This window comes from Opitutaceae bacterium (assembly GCA_041395105.1).
Lineage (GTDB): Bacteria > Verrucomicrobiota > Verrucomicrobiia > Opitutales > Opitutaceae > B12-G4.
In genome coordinates this window covers 60,432-85,460 of record JAWLBB010000004.1, presented here as the reverse complement: position 1 = coordinate 85,460, position 25,029 = coordinate 60,432, and the positions used below count along the sequence as shown (strand labels likewise).

The window sequence follows — 25,029 nt, the reverse complement described above, 5'->3', positions numbered from 1 at the left end:
CTCAAGAAAATCTCCGTGGCTCAGGGCTTCCGCCGCAATAGAAAACTGCCGGCTCCGTCATGGCCTGATTCCCAGGGCAGGGCCACCCCGCCCTCCCCGCGCTCAAATCCGGGATGAGCGGCGACAAACGTCTCGACCACCCCGTCATTCTCCTCCCGTTCCAGACTGCAGGTGCTGTAGACCAAGCTTCCTCCCGGCCGCACCAATCGGGATGCCGCCTCCAGGAGGTGACTCTGCAGGCGGGTCAGATTGTCCAGATCCGCTTCCTTAAGTCGCCATTTGGCGTCGACCCGATGCCTCAGGACTCCGGTATTGGAACAGGGCACATCGATGAGCACGCCATCGTAAATCGCGGGCAGTCCGTGGGACCGGAGCAGGTCGGCATTCAGGTCCCGGACATCGGCGCCCAGGAGAGAAATGGGCCAGTCGGCGTGTCGTCGGGTGTTTTCGCGCAGTCGAATCATCCGCGGCCCCGGCAGGTCGATCGCGACGACCCGGCCGCCGGTGCGGGCGGCTGCCTGCGCCAATTGCAGGGTCTTGCCACCGGGCGAAGCACAGAGATCAAGGACGGCTTCATCCGCACCGACCCCCAAAAGCTTAGGCGCCAGCCGGGTGGCCGGATCCTGGATATAGATGGTTCCTGCCCTCAGGGCCGCCGACACGTCGCTCCAGGACATCCCGCTGATCTCCACGAAGTCCGGCCAGGGCGATTCGACCGCACCGGGGAGCGAGGCGGCCGCCCCCGTGCCGAGGTCGATCCTCCGGGCATAAACCCCTGCCGCCTGTTGATTCCACTCAAGCAGGCGACGGGTATTTTCCGAACCAAAGGCCGCCAACCATCGCCGCACCATCCAAGCCGGATGGCTGTAGAGAATAGCCAGCGAGGCGGCATCCTTCCCGGCACCGGCCTTCCATTTGGCCAAGGCCTCGGGAAACCGCCGCAGAACCGAGTTGATCAGCCCCGATTCCGGTTTGGAAACCCGGCGTTTTGCCTGCTCGACCGCAAAATGGACGATTTTTGGAGTCTGGTCGGGATTTTCGAGGATTTCAAACGCTCCAAGCAGAAGGATCGACCGGACTTCGGGCCGGGGTCTTCTCGGGATCTGGCGATCCAGAATCGTCTCCAGGAGCATCAGATTGCGAATCGTTCCGGTAAGGTAGAAGCGGCATCGGGCAGCTTCCTCCGACTCCAGGGAGGAATCCTGGAGCAGGTGGTCAAGACGACATCCCCCGCCGAGAAACCTGCCCAGAAGACGGCGGCTTTGCTCCCAACCGGTGGGTTCACGATCATCGGCGTGCATCAAATCCTCCACAGAGTCGGACGATACGCAGTTTGACAAGGCGCATCTTTCGAGACTCTACTGTTCGTTTCATTGAAGGCGAAGTGATTATGAACGAAGACGCTGTACTCGAAATCTTGAAGCGAAAGCCCGAGCTGAAGCCCCTGCGGCAGAAGCTGGAGGCCATGCAACCAGGCACCTATTGCATCCACCGAAGCTGGGGTTTCGGGAAGATTGTCTCCTATGACGATGCCGACGGAAAGCTCGTCATCGATTTCGAAGGCAAGGCCGGCCACCGGATGGATCCCGCCTTCTGCGTGACAACCATGGATGTCCTCGCGCCCGATCATATTCTCGCCCGCAAGCAGACCGAATCCGAGACCATCGAGAAGATGATCACCGAGAAACCGGTCGATCTTGTCATCGAACTGCTCAAGCAGTACCCCAATGAGGCTGCCACCGGGGTCGAGCTCGAATCCGTCCTCCAGGATGTGGTCGGCGAGGCACGATTCAAACGCTGGTGGACAGCGGCCAAGAAGGCTCTGGCCAAGGATCCCCGGATCGCCGCTCCGGCCAAGAAGACCGAGTGTTACTCGGTTCGTGACGAGCCGGTCAGCGTTGAGGACGAGATCCTCGAGGACTTCCGGGCCACTCAATCGGCCCGGCGGCGGATTCTTCTCGCCGAGAAGCTTCTGGCAACCGATTCCGGCAAGGATGGAAGTCATGAGGAACTCATCCCGGTACTCGAGGCGGTCGCCTCGGTCGTGGCGGAAAGCAATCAATTGACGGCCTCCGAGCGCCTTCATGGCGCCTGGGTTCGCGATGACCTGGCCAAAGTGCTCAAGCGCGAGGACCCGATCGAACCGGCCGTCGAAACGCTTGTCGGGGACACTCACCTGCTGGAAGACATCGCCTCCGAGTTGCCGACCACCCTGCATGGTCGTTTGCTGGAAGTGCTCAAGAAGGCCCATCCGATCGAGTGGAAGGAAATCACTTTCAACCTGCTCAAAACGAGCCAGGGCAAGCTGACCACCGACTGTGTCAATTTCCTGATCGAAAACGCTTCGGCCAAGGAGGTCTCCAGTACCTTCCAGCGTTGGCAGACCGAGCAGAATCTCCGTGCCCCGGTCCTGCTCTGGATCGTCAAGAACCGGAATTCCCGTAAGTATTCGGCGTTTCTCCACGACCTGATCGGTCCCCGCCTCCTCAATGCGATCTTCTTCGCAATCGATTACGAGGCCCTCCAGACGGCCGGGTCCCGCCGGATACCCCTCGGCGAGGAATTGAGCGACGATACCGATCTCATTCCCGACCTCCTTTCCACGGCCGACCCCGAAACCGCGCGCGACCTCGCCAACAACCTCATGCTCAACCAGGGATTCGAGGAATTGACGAAAAAGTCGCTGCTGGCCCGATTCATCAAACAGTTCCCGGCAGTCCAGACCCTGGTGGCCGGCGAGTCGGAACAGGCGAGTGAGCGCCTCCTCGTGTCCCGTGAGAGTCACGATGCCCGGGTCAAGGAATACGAAAAACTCGTTTCCAAGAAGATCCCGGAAAACAGCCGTGCCATCGCGACCGCCCGTGAACACGGAGACCTCAAGGAGAATTCGGAGTTCAAGATGGCCAAGCAGGACCAGGCCGTCCTCCTTTCGCGCAAAGCCCAGCTCGAAGTCGAGATGGCCCAAGCCCAGGTGACCGATTTCTCCGATGCGACCACGGACGTGGTCGGTGTCGGCAGTGTGGTCACCGTCCTCGACACCAAGAACAATGCCGAGATCACCTATACGATTCTCGGGGCATGGGACGGAGACCCGGACAACCACATCATCTCCTACAAGACCCCCCTCGGAGCATCCCTGCTCTCAAAACGCGTCGGCGATGAGATCAGCCTGCAGATCGGCGACCACCAGAACGTGGTCACGATCAAGGCGATCGCCCGTTACATCGACCAATCGGCGTAACCCGGGGGGCCGGATTGAAAGCGCCCTGGGAAATCCTCAAACTCCTGGCTGATCCGACACGGCTCAGACTGATCTGCCTTCTTCACCGCGAGGAACTCGCGGTGGCGGAGATCCAGGAGATTCTGGAAATGGCCCAGTCCAGGATTTCCTCACAGTTATCGCTTCTCCGGAAGGCCGATCTGGTGATCGACCGGCGGGAGGGAAAGAATTCATTCTATTCGATCCACCCCAACCTTCTCCCGGCGGAACGGACCCTGATCGACACGGCACGTGGTCTTGTGGCCACCCAACCGGAGATGCTGCGCGATCAGGAGATGCTGGAGAGCCTGATCAGCCGTCGACGCCAGGTGGCCGAGAAGTATTTCAACCTCATCGCGGGCCGGTTGGGGCGGAATTACTGTCCGGGACGATCGTGGGAGGCCATCGGTCACTTCCTGCTTCACCTTGTTCCCTCCATCTCGGTCGCGGATCTTGGGGCGGGCGAAGGCCTCATCTCCCAGCTCATCGCCCGGCGGGCGGACCACGTGACCTGCATCGACAATTCACCGCGCATGGTGGAGGTCGGGACCGAATTGGCCCTGAAAAACGGACTCGACAACCTCGAATACCGCCTTGGAGACATCGAGAACGTTCCGATGCCTGACCAGTCGGTCGATCTGGCCATCCTCAGCCAGGCTCTGCACCACGCCCAGCACCCGCAGGTGGCGATCGATGAGGCGTTTCGCATCCTCAAGCCCGGAGGAACTCTCCTGAGACTCGACCTGAAGGAACACGGTTTCGAGAAAGCCCGTGAGCTCTATGCGGACCGCTGGCTCGGCTTCAAGGAAAGCACCCTCGACCGCTACCTCAAGAACGCGGGATTCAAGAAGGTCGAGGTGACGGCGGTCGCCAAGGAGGAACAGGAGCCCAGTTTCGTCACTCTGCTCGCCACCGGGATCAAGGGAACGGCAGCCTGAACTCCCTGATCGGAACCGCGCCTACATCGAGCCGATTCGATCGAGGTAAAACTGGTTGGCTTCCTGCTCGATGGTCCGAGGATCCGTCTTCTTCATCGCATTCCGGGCCAGTTTGATCGCATCGGAAAGCTTCATATTCTGGATGAGATACTTCACCGCCGGCAGACTGCCCGGAGCCACGCTCAAGTCATCCGCGCCCAGCCCCAGAAGAAGGGGCACATAAATCGGGTCGCCGGCCATCTCGCCACAGACGCTGACCTTGATCTTGTTTCCGTGGGCGGCATCGATGACCGATCGGATCGTCCGAAGAACAGCCGGATGGGTCGGCTCGTAAAGGTGGGCGGTCTTTTCATTCAGTCGGTCGATCGCGAGCAGGTACTGAATGAGGTCATTGGTCCCGATGCTGAAAAAGGCACACATCTGAGCGAGAATATCGCTGGTCGCGGCGGCGCTGGGAATCTCGATCATGCTGCCCACTTCGATGGTCTCGTCGAACGGGTCTCCTCTCGTCCGCAACTCCTGCTTGGCTTCCTCAAGGCATTCATTGGCCCGCTTCAATTCCTCCGCCCCGCTGATCATCGGGTACATCAGCCGGACATTGCCGTAACAGCTGGCCCGCAGAATCGCGCGCAACTGAACCCTGAATATTTCCGGATTTTCCAGACAATAACGGATCGCCCGGAAGCCGAGGAAGGGATTGGACTCCTGCGAATACTGCGACAGCCAGTCCGAAGCCGGTTTATCTCCTCCGAGATCGAGCGTCCGAATAACGACCGGAGCCTCCCCGAAAGTTTCCGCCACCTTCCGGTAGGCAAGAAACTGGTCCTGCTCATCGGGAAACCCGCTTCCCTTCAGGAATAGAAATTCCGTCCGGAACAGCCCGATCCCGTCCGCGCCCGCCGCCTTTGCGACGACCGCCTCATCGGCGCTCTCGATATTCGCCAGCAGGTTGATCCGTCGTCGATCCAGGGTCTCCGCGGGCAGCATCGAGGTGGAGAGCACCTTGGTCTCGAAGCTTTTCCGCTGAAGTTGGATCTTCCCGTAGCGGAAGAGTGTCTGTTCCGAGGGTCGGGCAATGACCACCCCGTCATAGCCGTCGACGATGACCCAATCATCCTGGTCGAGATTCCGGGTCAGATCGCCCATCCCGACAACCGAAGGGATCTTCATCGACCGAGCCATGATGACGGCATGGCTGGTCTTGCTGCCCACATCGGTGACAATACCGAGAATCCGGCTCACATCGAACGCCGCCGACTCAGAGGGCGTGATGTCGTGCGTTACCAGAATCCGACCCTCGACCAACCCGCTCAGGTTGACCATCGTCTCTCCGGTCAGATTGTGCAGAACCCGGCGGACCACGTCACGGATATCGCTCGCCCGTTCCCTCAGATATTCGTCGTCGATCGCATCAAAAGCGGCCACATAGCGCTGCCCGACCTGATGGACCGCATGCTCGATATTGTAGCCGGTGCTGTCGAGTTCACGAATCGACTCTTCGATCAGGGCCTGATCCTCAAGGACGAGGAGGTGGGCGTCGAAGATGCGCGCCTCGTCCTCCCCCAGTTTCTGCGAGATTTCCTGCTGGACGGCGGTGATCTGCTGGCGGGTTTCGAGCAGGGCCCGTTCGAACCTTGCGATCTCGTGTCCCCGCTTGCTCGGATCAATCTTGAAGACCGGGATTTCCAGCTCTTTCTGCTCAACGACAAAAGCCTGGCCATAGGCGATCCCGGGAGAAGCGGCGATGCCCTTGAAGACGGCTTCTGGTTTGGGGTTGTCGGACATCAGGATGGAGGATTATCTTCGTGACCGACCAAAACTAGGAGATCCGCCAGCCGCGGACAAGTGAAACCCACTAAGGGTCACACTTTTGGAAGTGATTCCGCTCTTCGGGACCCTGTCAGGCCCTGCCCAAGGATCAGGCCAACCCGTCACGGTCCGTTCCGAGGTGGTCGCTTTCCGTTCGGCACAACTGAAATCCAGCGACCTTCAGGACCCCATCTCGACCCCAGCATTGCTCAATGGTGTGCCGGACCGGGTCGAAATCGGAGCTCTCGTCGCCGATCGCGAAACAGGCGCTGCCGCTTCCCGACATCGATACATATCCGGATCCCTGGTCCCGCAATCGCCCGAGCAGGAGCGGGATGGCCGGGAATTTCCCGGCGACAGCGGGCTCGAAAGAGTTGAATCCCAGTTCCCGCAGACGACCCGCGTCCGCCAGGATCGCCCGGATCCGGTCCTCCGCCCGCCCTACCTCCATATAACCCCCGGGCGCCCGCCGGGCCAGTTCGCCATAAGCCCAGGCTGTCGCAATCGAGAAAGCCGGTTTGAACAGGATGACCTTCCGGTCCCTGAGTGATCGGCGGAATTCCTCGGAAACCGCTTCCACCCGCTCGCCCCGGCCGCGCATGACGACCGGCCCGCCATTCAGGAAAAGGGGGCAATCGGAGCCCAGGCCCGCGGCCAGATCCCACAATGCCGCCTCATCCAGGGGCTCACCCGCCAGTCGGTTCATCGCCATGAGTGCCCCGGCTGCATCACTGCTCCCCCCACCCAGCCCCGCACCCATCGGGATTCGCTTGGTCACGTCAAACCGGTATTGTTGGCGCAGGCCCGTTAGCCGGTTGAACGCATCCGCAGCCTTCCAGATCAGGTTCCCCGGACCCGTCGGCACCTCCGGATCTGTGCAGTCGATCCGGACCCCCTCGGTCCCGCCGGAAACCGTCCGCACCTCCAGGTCGTCCCCCCAATCCAGCGGCAGAACAAGGGAAACCAGATCATGAAAGCCGTCCGCCCGGCGACCCGTCACTGCAAGAAAGGCGTTGATTTTCGCCGGACACCGGATGCGAAGGGAATTCACGAGTGGAAATGGAAACCTTTTTGTCGTGCCACGGCGAGAGTTGATTCCATGTGTGGTGTCCGACAAATAGGCTAGCCTAAGCGAGTCATCAAGAGGTCTTGGACAAGGCGGTCGAGTGGGTGCAGGCCCGTCGGCCTTCGTCCACTCGAGTAACGCCGGCCAAGGCCTCTTGAAGGCTCGTCCGAAGGATCATGCGCTTTGAGCGCTCATCCGCGTTGGGCTGACTCCCGAGGGCCGGCAGGCCCGCAGGAGTCAACCCGCCTCGATGAAGCACTCAATTCGCTATGACTTAGTTCTAGCCAATTTGTCGGACACCACACTAGATCTCATGCATGAAAACCGACCTGATTCTGGTCCTTGATCTGCCGGACAAGGAGGAAACCGACCGCGTTCTGGATCGGATTGGATCCTCCGTCCGATGGGTCAAGATCGGCCTGCAGCTTTTCACCCGCTACGGACCGCCGATTGTCGAGTCGGTCGCGGCCAGGGGCTACAAGGTCTTCCTCGATCTGAAGCTCCACGATATCCCGAATACGGTGGCCCGGGCCGTCGAATCGCTCTGTCACCTGCCCATTTCCATGCTCACCCTTCACACTTCGGGTGGCGCGGAGATGATGCGGTGGGCCCTGGAGGCCCAGGGGACGAAGCGACCGGACCTGCTTCTCCTCGGAGTTACCGTCCTGACCTCGACCGACAAGGATGGACTCCACGAGACCGGGGTTCCCGCAACCCCGGCAGAACAGGTGACCCGCCTCGCCGATCTGGCAATGCGGGCCGGAATGAAAGGCCTGGTCTGCTCACCTCTGGAGCTGCCGGTTCTGAGACGGCGCATCGGATCCGACATCGCCCTCGTCACTCCCGGGATCCGGCCGGCCGGTGCGGATCACCATGAACAGAAGCGGGTCATGACACCCGCCGAAGCCACGCGGTCCGGCGCCAGCCATATCGTGGTCGGTCGACCGATTCTGCAGGCCGCCGACCCCGCCTCAGCCGCCCGGGCCATCCTTGCGGAAATGGAGGCGGCCCGATGAACCCCGCAGCCGTGACGACCGCCGTTCTTCTTGCCGGGGGCAGCGGCACCCGGATGGCGGGTCGGGTCGATGACAAGATCCTCGCACCGCTCGCCGGATCCAACGCCTTCACCCTTGTCCTGCGCGCCTTTCGCGACTCCGGCGTGGCCCGGCATATCGTCGTGGCCTATCGCGACGAGGCGCAGCAGGCCGTTCTTAAAAGCATAGTCGAGACCGAATTGGGCGGCTCCATCCCGGTTGCCTGGGTCCCGGGAGGGATCCGAAGACAGGACTCCGTCTGGAATGCCCTCCAGGCCCTCGACGGATCCACCACCCACGTTTTCATCCACGATTGCGCCCGACCCCTTATCCAGCCGGGCCAACTCAGGCACCTGCTCGAAGTGGTCTGCGCGGATGGAGCCGTCTGCCTGGCCCGCCGGGTCACGGACACGATCAAGCGGTCCCCGGCTGATCATCCGGACCTCCGGCACATGCGCCTCGAGGATGTCCCCCGGGATCGGCTCTGGGCGATGGAGACCCCTCAGGTCTTCGATCGTCACCTCATTGTCGATGCCTACCATCTGATGCTCGAAGCCGGTCAGTTTGTCACCGATGATGCCGCTGCGGTTGAAGCCTTCGGCCATCCCGTTTCACTCATTGAAAACGATCAGCCCAACCTAAAGATCACCCGCCCGGACGACCTCGACCTGGTCGAAATCCTCCTGATCCGGAGGCAATCCCCCGCCACATGAACGACCCGGACTCCAGCCCGGCCCGACCCGATTTCCGGATCGGACAAGGCTACGACATTCACCGGACCATACCGGACCGTCCCCTCGTTCTCGGGGGAATCCGGATCGACTCCTCCTTCGGCCTCGACGGCCATTCCGATGCGGATTGCCTGACCCATGCCGTCTGCGACGCGCTGCTTGGAGCGGCCGGATTGAAGGACATTGGTCACCACTTTCCCAATACCGACCCCGCCTATGCGGGCATCGATTCCCAGCGACTTCTGCGCCTGGTCGCCGGGAAGATCCGGGACCTGGGTTTCTCCGTGGTCAACGTCGACGCCACCCTCATCGCCGAAGCCCCGAAGATCTCCTCCCATCAGGAAGCAATGCAGACCCGCCTGGCTGAATCGATCGGGATCGAGCCCCTCCGGGTCGGACTCAAAGCGACCACCAACGAGGGCGTCGGCGATATCGGCCGCGGACTGGCCATCGCCGCCCATGCCGTCGCCCTTCTCCACCGCGGATGACCTGTTCCCACCTTCGGCAACCACGGACTCCGGGACGACGGACCTGGTTTATCCCAGTAGGGATCGGCCTCCTGGCTGCCCTTGGCCTGGTCCTGACCGCCTGCCGGCGGCCGGAGAATGCCGCTGACCGCGGAGTCCGGGATCAGGTGCTCCACCGGAGTCTCGGCGCGGAGATTCCCGAGATCGACCCACAACTCGCGACCACCCTTGCGGAGTCCCAGGTAGTCTCCGCGCTCTTCGAAGGACTCCTCATTCCCAATCCCGACGGAGGACAACCCCTTCCCGGGGTCGCCGAATCCTGGATGGTCAGCCCCGATGGTCTCATCTACACCTTCCGGCTCCGCTCAAACGCCCGCTGGTCGGATGGAAGCCCGCTCACCGCCGACGACTTTGTCTCTTCGTTCCGCCGCGCACTCAGCCCCGAACTCGCTTCAGGCAATGCGAATCTCTTCTTCCCTGTCCGCGGGGCGAACGCCTATCGCCAGGGCGAGATCACGGACTTTTCACTCGTCGGATTCGAGGCCGTTTCCGACCAGATCCTGACCGTCTCCCTGGAGTCTCCCTGCACCTTTCTTCCCCAGCTCGTCACCCACTGGTCATGGATGCCGGTGCCGATCGCCCAAATCGGTCGGAGCGGTCCGGTCTTCGAACGGGGCAGTCGCTGGACCCGGATGGACAATGTCGTCAGCAACGGACCCTTCACCCTGGTGGAATGGGTGCCCAACCAGGCGATCCGGGTCCGCCGGAATCCGAATTACTGGGAGGCCAAGACGGTCCGGCTCAACGAAATCGTCTTTCACGCCATCGACAGCGTCGATGCGGAGGAACGCGCCTTCCGTGCGGGACAGCTTCACATCACCGAAGCGCTTCCTCTCGGGAAGATCGACACCTACCGGGAAACCGGTTCGGCCGCCCTCCGGATCGAGCCGTTCCTTTCCGTATACTTTTACCGGCTCAACGTCACCCATCCTGCGCTCCGCGACGTCCGGGTACGACGGGCCCTCTCCCTGTCGATCGATCGTAAGCGACTGGTGGATACAGTCCTTCGCGGCGCCCAATTGCCGGCCGATTCCTTCACGCCACGGGGCATCGGCAATTACCTTCCCCCGAGCGCCCCGCCCACCAATCCCGAACGGGCCCGGCGACTGCTCGCGGAGGCCGGTTTCCCCGACGGTGATGGGTTCCCTCCACTGGAGATTCTCTTCAATACGTCCGAGAATCACCGTCTGATCGCGGAGGCCATCCAGGAGATGTGGCGCCGGGAACTCGGCATCTCCGCCCTCCTGCTCAATCAGGAGCTTCGCGTCTACCTGGAGAACCGGAAGATGATCGACTACGAAATCTGCCGGTCAGGCTGGGTGGCGGACTACCTCGACCCGATGAGTTTCCTCGGGATCATGACGACCGGCAACCCGAACAACCAGACCGGATGGTCCGACCCCGAATACGACAGATTGATCCTTGAGGCGGAACGCGAGACAAACCGCTCTGCCCGGCAGGAACTTTTCCAACAGGCGGAACAACTCCTGCTGGCCGACGTCCCCGTCATCCCCATCTACCACTATTCAACCATCCGCCTCGTCGACCCCCGGGTCAAAGGCTGGGTGGCCCACCCGCTGGACCAACATCCCTATAAATTCCTCCACCTCGAACCACTCGACTGATGACCTGTTTCCGATTGCCTGCCATCCTCGCCGCCGCCGCCCTCCTGCTCCTGAACGGCTGTGGAAAACGCGAAACGCAGGTGGAGTCCGGCAACCGCGACGGGATCCTTCACCTCGGCAACCGTTCCGAACCACAGGACATCGATCCCCAGGTCGTCACCGGAGTGACTGAGAATCATGTCATCACGGCTGTGCTCGAAGGCCTCGTGGCCGATGATCCGGTCGATCTGCATCCCGTTCCGGGCGTGGCCGAAAGCTGGGATATCTCCGAGGACGGCCGCACCTACACCTTCCACCTCCGCGAAGACGCCCGCTGGTCGAACGGAGACCCGGTCACGGCGATGGATTTCCTGCGCAGCTACCAACGCATGCTCACCCCGTCATTGGCCGCGGAGTACAGCTACATGCTTCACTACGTGGTCAATGCCCGCGCCTACAACCTGGGAACGGAGACGGACTTCGCCAAAGTCGGTTTTGAGGCTCCCGATTCACGGACCCTCCGGATCACCCTCTACCAGCCGACCCCCTATTTCCTCAGCATGCTGACTCACTATTCGTGGTTCCCCGTCCATCTTCCGACCGTCGAGAAATTCGGAGGTCTCGACCGGAAGGGAACCCGGTGGACCCTGCCCGGCAATTTCGTCGGCAACGGTCCATTCACCCTGAAGGAATGGATTCCCAACCAGATTCTCACCGTTGAACGAAGCGAAACCTACTGGGACCGGGATCGGGTCCGGCTGAATGAGATCCGGTTTTACCCGGTGGAGAGCCTCGACACCGAGGAGCGCATGTTCCGGACCGGTCAACTGCACATCACCCAGGAAGTGCCGCTTTCCAAGATCGATATCTACAAACGCGACTATCCTGAACGCATCCGGATCGCCCCCTACCTCGGCACTTATTATCTCCGGGTCAACGTGACCCGACCTCCTCTCGACGACGTCCGGGTGCGCAAGGCGCTCGCCCTCGCCCTGGACCGGGAAAGCCTGGTCACCCATGTGACCCGGGGCGGCCAGATCCCCGCCTACAATTTCACCCCGCCCGGCACGGCCGGCTACACTGCCAAGGCCCGGATCGAAGGAGATCTTGACGACGCCCGGCGCCTGCTGGCCGAGGCCGGGTATCCCGGCGGCAAGGGTTTCCCGAAATTCGAACTCCTCTACAATACCTCGGAGAGCCATCGGACCACGGCGGAAGCCCTTCAGCAGATGTGGTCGGCCAACCTCGACATCGAGGTCGGACTGGTCAACCAGGAGTGGAAGGTCTACCTCGACAGCATGGACAACCTTGACTTCTCGGTTGCGCGGGCCGGTTGGATCGCCGACTACGTGGACCCCCATGTCTTCCTCGAACTCTTTGTGACCGGAGGCGGCAACAACGATACCGGCTGGTCGAATCCCCGCTACGATGAACTCCTCCATGCCGCCCTCATGGCCCCCGATATCGAAACCCGCTACGGGATCTACCAGGAAATGGAGTCCATCCTGATGACGGATCTGCCGGTCATCCCGGTCTATTTCTACACCCGGGTGAACCTGGTCCATCCTTCGGTCAAGGGCTATCACTCCAACATCCTTGATCGCCACCCCTACAAGCATATCTATTTGCAGGAATAGGCCCGGAAGACCGGTTGGCCTCCTTCGCCTCCTCGACGAACTTTTTGGTTTTCATTGTTGGTGATTCGCTCCTAAATGCCGCCGTCAGTCCCCATCTATGCTCCGGTTCATTGCCACGCGGATACTTCAGGCCATTCCGGTCCTCTTTGTGATCATCACGATCACCTTTTTCATGTTGCGCTTTGTCCCGGGCGGACCGTTCACCGCGGAAAAGGCCATCAGTCCGGAGATCCTCCGGAATCTCGAGGCCCACTACGGACTCGATAAACCCCTCTACCAGCAGTATTTCGACTACCTGGGTCAGCTTGTCCGGGGAGATCTCGGACCGTCCTTCAAGTACCCGAACCGCACGGTCAACGAAATCATCGCCCAGAAGCTGCCGGTCTCCCTCGAACTCGGGGCGCTCTCGCTCGTGGTTGCCCTGGTCTTCGGACTGACCCTCGGGGTCATTGCCTCACTCAAGCCCAATACCTGGCTCGACTATTTCCCGTCATCCATCGCCATGGTCGGGATTTGCCTGCCGACCTTTGTTCTCGGACCCATTCTCGTCCTCGTCTTTGCCATTTTCCTGGGGTGGTTCAACGCTTCCGGATGGTATGGGCCGGTCGACCGGGTCCTGCCCGCCATCACTCTGGGTGGCGTCTACGCGGCCTATATCACCCGGCTGACCCGGGGCGGCATGCGCGAAATCCTCTCCCAGGATTTCATCCGAACCGCCCGGGCCAAGGGCATCTCCGAACTCAATGTCATCCTCAAACACTCGCTGAAAGGCGGGTTGCTCCCGGTGGTGTCCTTTCTCGGCCCCGCCGTGGCCGGCATCATCAGCGGCTCATTCGTGGTCGAGACGATCTTTCAGATACCCGGTCTCGGGCGGGAATTCGTCACCTCCGCCTTCAACCGCGACTACACCCTCGTCCTCGGCACGGTCATTCTCTATGCCTGCCTGATCATCGTCTTCAACCTGCTGGTCGATATCGTCCAGGTCTGGCTGAATCCCAAGCTGAAATTCGAGTAGGCTTTCCAACGATATGGTCTCACCCAAGGCGGACAAAATCCCGGTTCATCTCCTCTCGCCAAAGGATCTCGAAGAAGGCACTTCACTGTGGAAGGATGCCTGGCATCGCCTGCGCAAGAACCACCTCTCGGTTTTTGGCGGCGCGGTCATCCTCGTCCTTTCCGCCGTCTGTCTGCTTGTCCCCTTCCTCATCAGCAACGGTTACCAGGAACAGAATCTGGAACTCGGTGCTTCAGCCCCGTCCTGGCAGCATTGGCTGGGCACCGACACTCTCGGCCGCGACATGTTCGCCCGGATACTCTACGGCGGCCGCATTTCGCTCGCGGTCGGCCTGAGCGCCACTTTTGTATCCCTGACCATCGGGGTGGTCTACGGGGCCGTCGCCGGGTTTTTCGGCGGCAAGACCGACGCGGTCATGATGCGGATCGTCGACATCATGTACGCCCTGCCCTTCACCATTTTCGTCATCCTCCTGATGGTGTTTTTCGGCCGCAACATCATCCTGCTCTTTGTCGCCATCGGGGCGGTGGAATGGCTGACCATGGCCCGGATCGTTCGCGGCCAGATCCTTTCGCTGCGCAAGCAGGAATTCATCGAGGCGGCCTATGCCCTCGGCCTTGGACGACGGCGGATTATCTTCCGGCACATGATCCCCAACGTCATGGGCCCGGTCATCGTCTACACCACGTTGACCATCCCGGCCGTGATGCTCCTCGAAGCCTTCCTCAGCTTCCTCGGGCTCGGCGTGCAACCTCCCATGAGTTCGTGGGGATCATTGATCAAGGAGGGAGCCGACAAGATGGAGGAATTCTCCTGGCTGCTCATCTTTCCCGGAACGGTCTTCGCCCTGACTCTCTTTTCCCTCAATTTCCTGGGCGATGGTCTTCGTGACGCTCTCGATGTCCGCGCGTCCAAAGACTGAGCCGGCATCCGAGGGACGGAATCCAGTGGCTTTTCCAACTCGTCCATCTCACCGGGTTGTCGCCACTTCGCTGTGTCGAAGTGTCCTTGGTGTTTCTTCGAAAACCGTCAAAGCAGTCCTGCACCATCGGCTTCAGCTCCCTGATCAATCGGAGGCGGACAGGGCCGGCCCCTGGTCCGCGTCATTCCCGGAGGCCTGTTCCGCCTGATGACCGGCACCCCGGCAAAGAAGACGGGAACGCTTCACCGTTTTCGACCCTATCTGCGTTACCTGAGGGGTGTCCGCAGCATCATCGCACTGGCCCTGCTCTGCGGCCTCATCTACGGAGTGGCCAACGGGGCCGGCCTGCCCCTCATGGCCAAGTATGTCTTTCCCCGGATCTTTCCGCAGGAAATCGTGGCCAAGGGCGACGACGCCTCCGGCTTCAAAATGGATTTCCCGGGCACCGCTGCCGTTCCGGCTCAAAAATCCACTGTCTCCGGCGACGAGAGTCCGCCGAAAGACCCCCGGGAAGTCGCCGCCTGGGAGGTCTTCCTCGCGGCCATCTGGCTTCCGCTCATCTTCCTGGTCCGTGGCCTGGCCGGCTACCTCAACACCTACCTGATTCAACTGGCCGGCGTCCGCGTCCTCGAATCTCTGCGCCTGGACTTCTTCCGCAAACTCCAGGTCCTTCCTCTCGCTTTCTTTCAGAACAAGTCGTCGGGCGACCTCATCTCCAGGGGCCTGGCCGACACCAACCAGTTGCAGGTCACCCTGACCACGGTTGCCAACGAGGTCTTCAAGCAGCCGATCACCCTGGTCAGTTCCATCTCCGTATTGGTTTACCTCACCTTGGCGGAACGCGGGGTGGGACTCGTTCTGGTCAGCCTGGCGGTCGTCCCGCTCTGCGTCCTTCCCATCCGCTTCGTCGGAAACAAACTCGATAAGCGGGCGGCCAACCTCCAGAAACAGCTGGGCTCGGTCACCGACCGGATGAGCGAAAATCTGGCCGTTGCCCGTGAAGTCCGCGCCTTCAGTCTCGAGGAGTACGAGACGAACCGGTTCGCCACCGTCACCGAGGCCCTTATCCGGGCCCAGATGAAGGTGGTCAAATACGCAACCGCACTTACCCCGGCGATCGAGATCATCTCGGCCGTAGGTATCTCCGTCACCTTTGTCTACGCCTTCAAGGCTCAGGTTCCCCTTGGATCCTTCCTCGCCATCATCTTCGCGCTCTATGCCTGTTACGAACCGATCAAGAAACTGGGCAATCTGAACAGCGAGTTGAAACGCGGATTGGCCGCTCTTGACCGCCTCGAAGTCGTCCTTGAGGAGCCCGTAACCATCCGCGACCCTGAGAATCCGGTCGCGATCGAGAGACTCCGGGGCACTCTGGATTTCCGCGATGTCACCTTTTCCTACAACAGCGACGGCGCCGCCCTGCGTGAAGTGAACGTGACCATCCCGACCGGCATGGTCTGCGCCCTCGTCGGCCCGAGCGGAGCCGGCAAGACCACCTTTGCCAACCTGGTTCCCCGTTTCTACGATGCCACCACCGGGTCTGTGGAGATCGACGGCATTGACATCCGGACGATGCGCCTGGCCGACCTGCGAAGGAACATCGCTCTTGTTCCCCAGGACCCCGTCCTCTTCAATGAGACCATCGGGATGAACCTGCGCATCGGCAAACCCGAGGCCAGCCAGGAGGAAGTGGAGGCGGCCTCCCGTGCGGCCTTCGCCCATGAATTCATCGTGAAACTCCCCAATGGGTACGACACCGTCGTCGGCGAACGCGGCGTCATGCTTTCCGGTGGACAGAAACAACGCCTGGCCGTGGGGCGGGCTTTTCTGCGCAATGCCCCGATTCTCATCCTCGACGAGGCCACTTCCGCCCTCGATTCGGAGAGCGAGGAAAAAATCCAGACCGCCCTGAAGGAATTGATGCAGGGAAAGACCGTCCTGATCATCGCTCACCGCTTCTCCACCATCCGGGACGCGGGCCAGATCCTCGTCTTCGACAACGGCCGGATCACCGCGCGCGGTTCCCACGAGGAGCTGATGGGAACCAGCCCCCTTTACCGCAACCTCTACGAGAGACAGGCCCAACCTTAGCATTCTTCCATCTCTGCTGCGAAAGTACTGCGCAGGCGCCGGGCTTACCCTCAGAGCGACCAAAAGCAGAAACAACACTTCGCGCTGATCCGAGCCCGGGCAGGAGGAATACCACGAATCAAAGAACAGAGGGGTTTACGATATCCGCTCCAAACCTTCTGTTCTTTCGTTCTTTGCAGTTCCTTCTCTCCCGTCCTCTCTACCGCTACAACCCAAATCCCAGGTGCCGGGCCAGAGCCTGGGTCCGGATACCGTAAAACGCAGCGAGTTCACGCACACGGGAAGCACAAACCTCATCACCGACCGGCCGATCCGACCGGATCGCCGTGATCATGGTGTTTTTGGCCGTGTGTTCAGTTGAGATGAATTCGAATACCTTGGTCTCGTAACCCGCCCATTCGAGCAATAATGCGCGAAGGGCGTCGGTCACAAACTCGGCGTGCCTTTCCTGGAAAATTCCGTGACGCAAAGCCGGGGCCAGGACCGGTGCCGCCCGCAGCTGCGGGCGCAGTTCCTTCTGACAACAAGGCGCCACCACGATGAGCGCGGCACGCGAAGCGATCCCTCGCGCCAGCGCATCGTCGGTTGCCGTGTCGCAGGCATGCAGCGCAATGAGGACATCAATTGAAGCCAGCTTCACCGACTCGATCGTTCCCCGCTCGAAATCCAGACCGTCCCGTCCGGTTTCATCCGCGATTCGGTTTGCGAGCCGAACCAGCTCCTCGCGCGTTTCGATCCCATGGACCCGTGTAGAGCGATTCGCCACAGCATTGAAGTAATCGAATGCCGCAAACGTAAGGTAGCCCTTGCCGCAGCCCATGTCGGCCACTTCCACCGGTCGATCCGTCGGCAACGGCGCGTCCGCCAGGAGATGGCTGAGGATCTCCACAAACCTGTGGATCTGCCGGTGCTTGGCCGCCATGCCGGTCCGGATCGTCCCGTTATCAGTCGTGACGCCGAGGGCCCGAAGCCAGGTCTGGCTCTCTGCGGGCAGCAGGCGCACCTTGGATCGGTCGTGATCCAGGTCCGGGCTGGAGCCAACCGCCGGACCGGTCGTCAAGCGGGGTTTACCCTTCTTGTTGAACTCCAGTTGGAAGGTGCGGGCGGTCGTGAAGAGGTGGGCACTGTGGAAATCTCCTCCGATCAACGCGCCTAATTCGGACAGTGCCTCTTCCCGAAGATGGTTCTTGGTGATGTCCTGCCGCTCGTACCGCCAGAGAAAGGTGAGGTGGGGCAGATCGCGGAGCTCGATGGGCCGGACGTAAAGATTACGCAGGGTCGGATCCGCACCACGCGGCTTCCCCAGCGTCATTCGGACGAAGTTTCCTTCCCGGACGCTCGCCGTCAGTGCTTCGATGAATTCCTGGCGCGGATCAGAAGTGGTCATAAAACGGTCATCAACGGCGGACTCGAAGATCGAATCACAACAGGCCCCTGCTCGACAACGACAATGCGCGGGACCACCGAACCGTCCTCCTCGTCCCGGCGTATCAACGAGAAGCCGGACTTGTCCCGGCGTATCAACGAGACGGCCATACGTCCACCGTCATCCGTCCTCCGCCACCGGCTACCAACTCCAGGACACGCTGCCCGACCACTGCCGGGGTGCGGCCGGGACCGCCGGCAGCTCCTGGAATTCGCTGTCCCAGAGATTGTCGACCGCCAGGATCAGGCGCAGTCCGTCCCACCTTTGCGGACTGTAGTGCAGACTCAATGACGAAAGAAGAGCGTTGTCACCGCCGATTGTCCGCAGGGCATTGGGCTCCTGGATCCGCCATTCATTGTCACTGCGCACCTCGAATTCGCGGCCGATCCGCCAGACCAGGGCCGCCGTGATGCGGTGCCGGGCATGGTTCAGGGCATAGAAGCTGGCATCGACGGTGGCTCCCAGGTAATCCGCGTACTTGTCCAGCCAGGTGTAGCCAAGGATGAGATCGACGGACTCCCATTGCTGGGTGGCGATCACCTCGACGCCGACCGTCTCGATCGCCACCGGATTGGCCTTGCGGGCATTCGAGGACGAGGCCGTATAGGTCCAGTCGACGAGTGGATCGTCATCACGATAGAAGAGCGACGCCTCGATTGACCGGGAACCGGAGCGCCATTCGCCGTTGATTTCCGCCTGCAGGCTCTCTTCACGGACCAGGTCCGGATTGCCGCGGAACAGGCCCCCGTCGGGGTTCGAACCGATTGCCGTGTATCCGGGCACTTGAGACGTCCCGGTCACCTGCCCGCCCAGCCGCCAGCGACCGTCACCCCAGGCCCCCGACCGCCAGATTTCAAGAAGAGGCCCCACAAATCCGCCGTCGCGATTGGTGTCCTCCGCGGTCAACCCCAGGGTCAACCCGGTCTCGGTGCCGACCGGATCTCCCCAGGTTCGTGATCCGGTCACCGATCCCTTGACATAGGACCGCGACATGAAGGGACCATAGGTCAATGCCGTGGATTCGAGTTGGTCGCTGAGCATTTCCGCCCGCCACCCCATTTCCCAGTCCCGGAGCTGGAAGCGCCCTTCCAGGTCGAGACCGGTCACCTTGGTTTCGTGTTCATAAGGGTTGAAGATTCCGGGTCGGTAGCGGTCAAACTCGTAGTCATCCCGGTTGTCCCGGTAGTAGCCACCGAAACGGACCCAGCTATGCGCTCCGGTTTCCACCCGGTGTGAGAAGCCGACCAGCGTCGTTTCCAGGTCGTCGGTCTCCGCCACGCCGAAGGGCGTGTAGAGATTGGGCCATCCAAAGAATTTGTGCTGATAGCTCGCCACGATGTCGGTCTGGAAGACCTCTCCTCTCGACTGGATCCGTCCCGCATACCGGGTGAACTCGTGATCTCCGTCCGGGAGGGCTCCGTCACTCTGCGAGTAGGCCACCTCAAGGTCGGCTCCGACCTTCCAGTCGGATCGATCGACCAGACTGTCGATCGCTCCGTAGGCGACGCAGCGGATGAGGTTGTGGCTCCCGTAGCCTGCCTCGACAAATCCACCGGTGCGAATGGGAGCCCAACCATAGCGCACCGTGCCCACAGTCGCATTGAAGCCGGCCGCGGCATGGTCGATCCCGGTCAGCACCCGGGCGCCGTCCAACATCCGCGGAGAAATCGGTATTTCCGCCAGATAGTGGCCGGTCTGGGGATCAAACAGACTCCAACCGCCCACCTGAATGCCCGAATTCTCGAAAATGCCACCGCGGATGGTGATGTCGCCCTGGGCCTCCCCGAAATTGCGGGTCTGCAGATCCACCTGGGGTTCGTAGCGCAGCAGCGTCACCGGCATGGCGAATGTGACCACGGGTTCATCATTGGCCACCCGCTGCTCGACCAGGATGAACTCCGGCAGGGCGATCGTCGCGCTTTCTTTTGGGATGACCACCCCGGTCTCCTGCCCGGACCCAACAATGGGCCAGACAATCAGGTTCGCCAGGACGAGTGCGGGAAGACGACGCATGGGACGCAGGTTGCGCGCCGATGCAGAGATGCCAAGCCTTTGTTAATGGAAGATCGAATTAGGTTAACATATAAGTCATGACTTCGACGGGATGGCGCGGGCGCCAGACCGGCATCGGATTCTCCGCCATGGTTCCGTTGAACCCGATGATTGAGCTCGAATGCGTGTCCGACAGCCGCGGTCTTCCGTGAAGCTCCCCTCATTTTCCGCCGATTTGCTGCAACTTTTTGGCACAGGCGGGTGTATATTCCTTCAAGGAACCCAATCCATGAAGACGTTCGCCACCATCCTGCTCTCCATCATCGCGATTATCGTGCTGGCTCCCCTGTTGCCTGTCCTGCTTCCCCTGCTTCTGATCGGCGGAGTCGTGATCCTTCCCCTTCTCGTTCTCGTCGCTGTAGGAACAGGAGTCATTACCGTCGCCGCGGGTGTCGGAAAGCTCGCGATCGGCGCGATTTCGATCGTTGCCTCCGTGGTCACCGTGCTCCTTCTCCCCCTTCTGGTCGTCCTGATCCTGGGCTGGGCTTTCCTGGCCTGCTTCTTCTGAGGGATTCTTGAAGAATCCGCTGAAGGTGTATCGAGCGAGTGACGCAGTCTGATCGACTCAACCGGTTGTCCTAAACCGACCTGGTCATTAGCATGGACCCCGCTCCGGGGTTAACCGCTTGCCCCCCGCCAACGGATCCCCTAACGCTTCGTTGGAATGAGAATCATCATCGTAGGCGCGGGCGAGGTCGGATCCTATCTCTGCGAGACCCTCAGTCGGTTCGATCACGACGTCACCGTCATTGAGCGCGATGAGGACGGCGCAGCCCGACTTCGGCAGGAGTTCGATGTCAGGGTGATCCCCGAGAGCGGGAGTTCCGCCCGAACCCTGATCAAAGCCGGTGTCGAGAAGTGCGATTACTTTCTGGCGATGACCCGCGACGACGAAACCAACATCGTCTCTTCGTCTCTCGCCAAGGCTCTGGGGGCCCGCTTCACCTTCACCCGGATTCACGATCAGACGTTCCGCGACAACTCGGTCATCAACTACCAGACCCATTTCGGGATCGATCATCTGATCAATCCGGAGAGGCTCGCCGCCGTTGAAATCGCCAAGTCGATCCGCAGTCCGAACCGGGTGGCCGTTGAAGACTTTGCCCGCGGCTACATCGAAGTGCAGTTGATCGATATCACCAAGGGTTCAAAGGCCGTCGGGAAATCACTGGCCGAACTCCGTCTCGACGGACGGGTCCGGGTGGGGATTGTGCAACGGGGTGACACCTCGATGGTCGCCCGGGCCGACACCCGCCTCGCCCTTGGGGATAGCGTCACGGTCTTCGGTCAGCCCGAGGCGCTTTTTGAGGCGCGCTCGATTTTCGATCCGAATACTTCCCGGACCAATATCATCCGGGTTGTCATCATGGGTGGCGCCGAGATGTCGGTCTCCCTCGTCCGATTGCTGAGCAATCCGCGATTCAAGATCCGCATCATTGAAAGCGATCCCGCCCGGTGTCGGAAACTGGCCGACCGTTTTCCGGATGTGACCATCATCCAGGGCTCCGGAACCTCGCTTCGTCTGCTGGAAGAGGAGCAGATCGGGAGCGCCGATTTCTTCGTGGCCTGCACCAAGACGGACGAGGACAACGTGATGACCTGTCTCCAAGCCTCCAAGCTCGGGACCAAGCACGTCATGCTCGCCATCAACCGTTCCGACTACTCCGCAGTTCTCGAGCAACTCAAAGTCGCCATGGGGGTGGAACTGGCTGTCTCCCCCAGGGTGGCGACGGCAAACGAGGTCCTGCGCTACATCAGCCGCGAACCGTATATCGATCTGGGGAGTCTGCCCGGCGACATCGGCAAGATCATCGAGGTCAAGGTCGGACCGAAGAGCCCGTCCGCCGGCCAGATGCTCAAGGACATCAAATGGCCCCGGGGATGCGTAGTGGTTGCCCTTCTCCACCGCTTCCAGGCGAAGACTCCCGTAGCCAATGACATTATTGAAGCCGAGGACCATATCGTGGCGATCGTTCAGAAGGACAAACTGAAGGAGCTGCTCGCCCTGACGGTATGAATTACCCCCTGGTTTTCCGCCTTCTCAGCGGCATCCTTTACGCCCTGGCCGCCGCCTTTCTGGCCTGCCTCGGTGTGTCGTTTCTCTTCTCGGAAAACACCGGCGAAGGGCGGGCCCTCCTGGGCTTCGGGGTGAGCGTCGCCATCTCGGCCGGCCTCGGAGCAATTCTTCATTTTCTCGGCCGCGAGGCATCGCACCGTTTTTTTCAGAAAGAAGCCCTCTTTGTCATCGGGATCGGCTGGCTCCTTGCCAGCTTCATTGGCGCGATTCCCTACGATCTCATCGTTCCCGGGATGGATCCGGTCGATGCGTTCTTCGAAAGTGCCTCGGGATTCACCACGACGGGAGCCTCCATTTTCACCGAGGTCGAGACACTCCCGGCCAGCCTGCTTTTCTGGCGATCGCTCAGCCAATGGATCGGGGGCATGGGAGTCGTGGTGTTCTTCGTCGCGATTCTCAGCTTCCTCGGCGCGGGCGGCAAGATCCTCTACGCCCATGAAGCCTCCGGTCACACCGCGGATTTCGAGGAGAGTCGTATTCAGAGCGCGGTCAAGAACCTGTGGTTGCTCTACCTGGGGCTGTCGGTGGTCTGCACCGTGGTCTTCCGACTCGGTGGCATGAACTGGTTCGACGCGGTCTGCCACATGTTCACCACGCTCTCGACGGGGGGATTCTCCACCCGCAACGCCAGCGCGGCCGCCTTCCAGAGTCCCTTCCTTGAATGGGCCATGACCTTCTTCATGGTGGTGGGAGGAACCAGCTTTCTGCTTATTCTGCAGGTCGTCCGCGGCCGCTTCCGCGTGCTTCGAACAAATACCGAGTTCCACGCCTATCTGTTCATCCTGCTCGTCTCGATCCTGTCCATTGCAGCCTTCCTGCTGCGCGAAAACCTTGCCCACGGATGGCACCACGCCCTCCGGGCTTCTGCTTTCCAGGTTTCTTCGATCATGACCACGACGGGATTCGCCACCGAGGATTACCAACTCTGGTCCGCCTTCCCGAAAATCCTCCTTCTCGTGCTGATGGCGATCGGCGGCTGTTCCGCTTCAACCGCCGGCGGCATGAAAGTCATCCGACTGGTGGTCGGCGTCCTCAGCAGCCGCAACAGCATTGAAAAGTCCTTTCGCTCCAGCGTCGTCCGCCGAATCGTGGTGAATGGCCGGACCTTGGACGATGGCTACACCCGCGACGTCCTGGCCTTCCTCGTCATCCTCGCCATCCTCTGCCTGGTCGCCATCCCGGTCACTGCCATCTTTGAACCCAGAATCAGCGTGGATGGCAATATCAGCGCGGTCTTCGCCTGCCTCTTCAATATCGGTCCGGGGCTGGCCGAAGTCGGGCCGACGCAGAACTACGCCGCCTTCCACGACCACACCAAGCTGATGCTCTCCGTCCTGATGATCATGGGGAGACTGGAGCTCTACGCCATCCTCGTCCTCTTTTCACCGTCGCTCTGGCGTCGGTTTTCCTGAAGCGCGGGACAGGCTCGTGCGAAGATCGGAGATGTGAAGTCGCAGATAGGGAGTACGCCAATTGAAACCCTGGCGGCATGCCTCGCGCACACCTTCGCAGTCCACGTCAGAAAGGCATCCTGATCAAGAGGTGCACGCGAAGCGCGCCCGAACACGCTTCATTCAGCCTGCAGACTTCCCGTCCGTGCCCTGTCAGTCGCCGTCCTCGCCGATCGCTTCGACCGGACAGCCCTCAAGGGCTTCCATACAAAGGGCGATTTCGTCCTCCGTCTTGGGCTGAGCATGGACATAGGAATAGCCGCCATCGTCACTCCGGGTGAAGAAATCCGGAGCGGTCTCACGACAGAGATCGCAGTCAATACACTGCTGATCAACATAGAATTTGCCCGCGACATTGTCGGGCCATTTGTCGGACTTATCGGCCATAGCGCACAACCCTTGGTTCCGGTCTTTGCCGGTGTCAAGGAGCACCGTCTGAAAAACGTTCGAGGGAATTCAGAGCCGCCGGACGACCGAGCTGGCCACCCCCTGGATGACCAGTTCCGATGTGGGCCAGAGTTCGGGGTAGGCCTTGTTTTCCGACTTCAGGAATGAAAGCCCGTTCTTGCCCCGAATGAGGCGCTTCAGGGTGCTCTGGCCGTCGATCAGGGCGACCACGATCTCGCCGTGTCGGGCCGGCCTGGCCTCAACCACCACGGTATCCCCATCGAAAATCCCCGCGTCAATCATGCTCTCTCCGTTCACCCGCAGGGCGAAGTTGCGGCGTCCACGATTGGCGCCGGCAGTGACCACATCGACCTGGAGCCGTCCGAGCGCATCCCCCTGCTCGACTCCGTCCGGATAACCCGCCGCAATCGCCCCGTAAATCGGCAGATCAACAACCTCGAGCGCATCATCCGGCTCCTCCGGCACAATCCGGAAAGTCCGGGCCTGACCGGGCACCCGCTCGATCGCGCCCTTGCTCTCGAGGGCCCGAAGGTGCCCCATGACGGCATTGGTGCTGCGGAAACCGAAGTGCTTCTGAATCTCCCGGAAACTCGGCCAATAGCCGCGCTCCATCGCATAGTGACGCACAAAATCAAGAATCTCTCTCTGGCGGTCGGTCAGGTCGTCCATGAACAGATAATCACTGAACGACCGTTCAGTGTCAAGACCATGAATCGCAGGTTGTCGTGTTCGGCTCAGCTCGCTTGCGGAGACGTTGTTGAGACAACTCGAGCCGTGTTGAAAATACATCAACCATTGCCCAATCGCTCTCCATGACGACCCCCGACGTCCGGACTCGAATTAGGGGAAATCCTTACCAACGGGTCAGGCAGGCGGCAGACCCGAATTGATTGCCAATCCCTGCCATTGATCGTCTCTGAATGGCCTGCCGAAGCGTCTGCTCAATTTATGATCAATAGTGGGATTGCCTGACGGGAGATCG

Annotated in this window: 20 protein-coding genes; 13 read left to right on the top strand and 7 right to left on the bottom strand. The window is 60.9% G+C overall.

Annotation, left to right across the window (positions count from 1 at the left end; translation table 11 throughout):
- Positions 1-20: 20 nt before the first annotated feature.
- Complete coding sequence (locus tag R3F07_13975; GenBank protein MEZ5277484.1) at positions 21-1,301, bottom strand: transcription antitermination factor NusB; 1,281 nt, start codon at positions 1,299-1,301, stop codon at positions 21-23.
- Positions 1,302-1,417: 116 nt separating this feature from the next.
- Between R3F07_13975 and R3F07_13970 the strand changes: the two genes are divergently transcribed.
- Both R3F07_13970 and R3F07_13965 read left to right on the top strand, forming a co-directional pair.
- Positions 1,418-3,241 carry a GreA/GreB family elongation factor gene (locus R3F07_13970; GenBank protein MEZ5277483.1) on the top strand — a complete coding sequence of 608 codons (1,824 nt, stop codon included), beginning with the start codon at positions 1,418-1,420 and terminating at the stop codon, positions 3,239-3,241.
- Between the two features lie 14 nt (positions 3,242-3,255).
- Entirely contained in the window at positions 3,256-4,197 is a 942-nt protein-coding gene (locus tag R3F07_13965; protein ID MEZ5277482.1) for a metalloregulator ArsR/SmtB family transcription factor, read from the top strand.
- A 21-nt stretch (positions 4,198-4,218) separates the two neighbouring features.
- Here R3F07_13965 and ptsP read toward each other — a convergent pair whose 3' ends face one another.
- Complete coding sequence (ptsP, locus tag R3F07_13960) at positions 4,219-5,982, bottom strand: phosphoenolpyruvate--protein phosphotransferase (protein ID MEZ5277481.1); 1,764 nt, start codon at positions 5,980-5,982, stop codon at positions 4,219-4,221.
- A gap of 133 nt (positions 5,983-6,115) precedes the next feature.
- Entirely contained in the window at positions 6,116-7,057 is a 942-nt protein-coding gene (gene ispE, locus R3F07_13955; protein ID MEZ5277480.1) for a 4-(cytidine 5'-diphospho)-2-C-methyl-D-erythritol kinase, read from the bottom strand.
- A 332-nt stretch (positions 7,058-7,389) separates the two neighbouring features.
- On the opposite strand from ispE, the gene pyrF reads away from it, so the two are divergent.
- From pyrF to R3F07_13915, 8 genes are all read left to right on the top strand, one after another.
- Positions 7,390-8,088 carry an orotidine-5'-phosphate decarboxylase gene (gene pyrF / locus R3F07_13950; GenBank protein MEZ5277479.1) on the top strand — a complete coding sequence of 233 codons (699 nt, stop codon included), beginning with the start codon at positions 7,390-7,392 and terminating at the stop codon, positions 8,086-8,088.
- Positions 8,085-8,819 carry a 2-C-methyl-D-erythritol 4-phosphate cytidylyltransferase gene (locus R3F07_13945; protein ID MEZ5277478.1) on the top strand — a complete coding sequence of 245 codons (735 nt, stop codon included), beginning with the start codon at positions 8,085-8,087 and terminating at the stop codon, positions 8,817-8,819. Before pyrF ends, R3F07_13945 begins: the two co-directional genes overlap by 4 nt.
- A complete protein-coding gene (gene ispF, locus R3F07_13940) occupies positions 8,816-9,325 on the top strand; it encodes a 2-C-methyl-D-erythritol 2,4-cyclodiphosphate synthase (protein MEZ5277477.1) in 510 nt (169 codons plus the stop codon). Before R3F07_13945 ends, ispF begins: the two co-directional genes overlap by 4 nt.
- The gene (locus tag R3F07_13935) at positions 9,322-10,989 is read left to right on the top strand and encodes a peptide ABC transporter substrate-binding protein (protein ID MEZ5277476.1); all 1,668 of its coding nucleotides are present in this window, start codon (positions 9,322-9,324) and stop codon (positions 10,987-10,989) included. Before ispF ends, R3F07_13935 begins: the two co-directional genes overlap by 4 nt.
- On the top strand, positions 10,989-12,605 hold the full coding sequence (locus tag R3F07_13930; GenBank protein MEZ5277475.1) for a peptide ABC transporter substrate-binding protein: 1,617 nt from the start codon (positions 10,989-10,991) through the stop codon (positions 12,603-12,605). The genes R3F07_13935 and R3F07_13930 overlap by 1 nt, the downstream gene beginning before the upstream one ends.
- Before the next feature lie 97 nt (positions 12,606-12,702).
- Positions 12,703-13,620 (top strand): ABC transporter permease subunit, encoded by a 918-nt coding sequence (locus R3F07_13925; GenBank protein MEZ5277474.1) that lies wholly within the window; start codon positions 12,703-12,705, stop codon positions 13,618-13,620.
- A 13-nt stretch (positions 13,621-13,633) separates the two neighbouring features.
- The gene (locus R3F07_13920) at positions 13,634-14,542 is read left to right on the top strand and encodes an ABC transporter permease (protein MEZ5277473.1); all 909 of its coding nucleotides are present in this window, start codon (positions 13,634-13,636) and stop codon (positions 14,540-14,542) included.
- A gap of 207 nt (positions 14,543-14,749) precedes the next feature.
- Positions 14,750-16,633 carry an ABC transporter ATP-binding protein gene (locus R3F07_13915; protein MEZ5277472.1) on the top strand — a complete coding sequence of 628 codons (1,884 nt, stop codon included), beginning with the start codon at positions 14,750-14,752 and terminating at the stop codon, positions 16,631-16,633.
- 205 nt (positions 16,634-16,838) lie between these two features.
- Here the strand turns inward: R3F07_13915 and R3F07_13910 are convergent, their stop codons facing one another.
- Entirely contained in the window at positions 16,839-18,020 is a 1,182-nt protein-coding gene (locus R3F07_13910; GenBank protein MEZ5277471.1) for an SAM-dependent methyltransferase, read from the bottom strand.
- A gap of 180 nt (positions 18,021-18,200) precedes the next feature.
- Positions 18,201-20,072, bottom strand: a complete 1,872-nt coding sequence (locus tag R3F07_13905; protein MEZ5277470.1) for a TonB-dependent receptor — start codon at positions 20,070-20,072, stop codon at positions 18,201-18,203.
- Between the two features lie 268 nt (positions 20,073-20,340).
- Between R3F07_13905 and R3F07_13900 the strand changes: the two genes are divergently transcribed.
- From R3F07_13900 to R3F07_13890, 3 genes are all read left to right on the top strand, one after another.
- On the top strand, positions 20,341-20,619 hold the full coding sequence (locus R3F07_13900) for a hypothetical protein (protein MEZ5277469.1): 279 nt from the start codon (positions 20,341-20,343) through the stop codon (positions 20,617-20,619).
- A gap of 156 nt (positions 20,620-20,775) precedes the next feature.
- A complete protein-coding gene (gene trkA, locus R3F07_13895; protein ID MEZ5277468.1) occupies positions 20,776-22,128 on the top strand; it encodes a Trk system potassium transporter TrkA in 1,353 nt (450 codons plus the stop codon).
- Complete coding sequence (locus tag R3F07_13890; GenBank protein MEZ5277467.1) at positions 22,125-23,600, top strand: TrkH family potassium uptake protein; 1,476 nt, start codon at positions 22,125-22,127, stop codon at positions 23,598-23,600. Before trkA ends, R3F07_13890 begins: the two co-directional genes overlap by 4 nt.
- Positions 23,601-23,792: 192 nt before the next feature.
- Here R3F07_13890 and R3F07_13885 read toward each other — a convergent pair whose 3' ends face one another.
- Together R3F07_13885 and lexA are read right to left on the bottom strand one after the other, a co-directional pair.
- Complete coding sequence (locus R3F07_13885) at positions 23,793-24,026, bottom strand: ferredoxin (protein ID MEZ5277466.1); 234 nt, start codon at positions 24,024-24,026, stop codon at positions 23,793-23,795.
- A gap of 69 nt (positions 24,027-24,095) precedes the next feature.
- Positions 24,096-24,716 carry a transcriptional repressor LexA gene (gene lexA, locus R3F07_13880; protein ID MEZ5277465.1) on the bottom strand — a complete coding sequence of 207 codons (621 nt, stop codon included), beginning with the start codon at positions 24,714-24,716 and terminating at the stop codon, positions 24,096-24,098.
- Positions 24,717-25,029: the final 313 nt, after the last annotated feature.

Excerpts from the sequence above, each read along its gene's own strand:
- R3F07_13975 (MEZ5277484.1), bottom strand. The coding sequence starts at position 1,301 with ATGCACGCCGATGATCGTGAACCCACCGGTTGGGAGCAAAGCCGCCGT.
- ptsP (MEZ5277481.1), bottom strand. The coding sequence starts at position 5,982 with ATGTCCGACAACCCCAAACCAGAAGCCGTCTTCAAGGGCATCGCCGCT.
- pyrF (MEZ5277479.1), top strand. The coding sequence starts at position 7,390 with ATGAAAACCGACCTGATTCTGGTCCTTGATCTGCCGGACAAGGAGGAA.
- R3F07_13945 (MEZ5277478.1), top strand. The coding sequence starts at position 8,085 with ATGAACCCCGCAGCCGTGACGACCGCCGTTCTTCTTGCCGGGGGCAGC.
- ispF (MEZ5277477.1), top strand. The coding sequence starts at position 8,816 with ATGAACGACCCGGACTCCAGCCCGGCCCGACCCGATTTCCGGATCGGA.
- R3F07_13935 (MEZ5277476.1), top strand. The coding sequence starts at position 9,322 with ATGACCTGTTCCCACCTTCGGCAACCACGGACTCCGGGACGACGGACC.
- R3F07_13930 (MEZ5277475.1), top strand. The coding sequence starts at position 10,989 with ATGACCTGTTTCCGATTGCCTGCCATCCTCGCCGCCGCCGCCCTCCTG.
- R3F07_13925 (MEZ5277474.1), top strand. The coding sequence starts at position 12,703 with ATGCTCCGGTTCATTGCCACGCGGATACTTCAGGCCATTCCGGTCCTC.
- R3F07_13920 (MEZ5277473.1), top strand. The coding sequence starts at position 13,634 with ATGGTCTCACCCAAGGCGGACAAAATCCCGGTTCATCTCCTCTCGCCA.
- R3F07_13915 (MEZ5277472.1), top strand. The coding sequence starts at position 14,750 with ATGACCGGCACCCCGGCAAAGAAGACGGGAACGCTTCACCGTTTTCGA.
- R3F07_13910 (MEZ5277471.1), bottom strand. The coding sequence starts at position 18,020 with ATGACCACTTCTGATCCGCGCCAGGAATTCATCGAAGCACTGACGGCG.
- R3F07_13905 (MEZ5277470.1), bottom strand. The coding sequence starts at position 20,072 with ATGCGTCGTCTTCCCGCACTCGTCCTGGCGAACCTGATTGTCTGGCCC.
- R3F07_13900 (MEZ5277469.1), top strand. The coding sequence starts at position 20,341 with ATGAAGACGTTCGCCACCATCCTGCTCTCCATCATCGCGATTATCGTG.
- trkA (MEZ5277468.1), top strand. The coding sequence starts at position 20,776 with ATGAGAATCATCATCGTAGGCGCGGGCGAGGTCGGATCCTATCTCTGC.
- R3F07_13890 (MEZ5277467.1), top strand. The coding sequence starts at position 22,125 with ATGAATTACCCCCTGGTTTTCCGCCTTCTCAGCGGCATCCTTTACGCC.
- R3F07_13885 (MEZ5277466.1), bottom strand. The coding sequence starts at position 24,026 with ATGGCCGATAAGTCCGACAAATGGCCCGACAATGTCGCGGGCAAATTC.
- lexA (MEZ5277465.1), bottom strand. The coding sequence starts at position 24,716 with ATGGACGACCTGACCGACCGCCAGAGAGAGATTCTTGATTTTGTGCGT.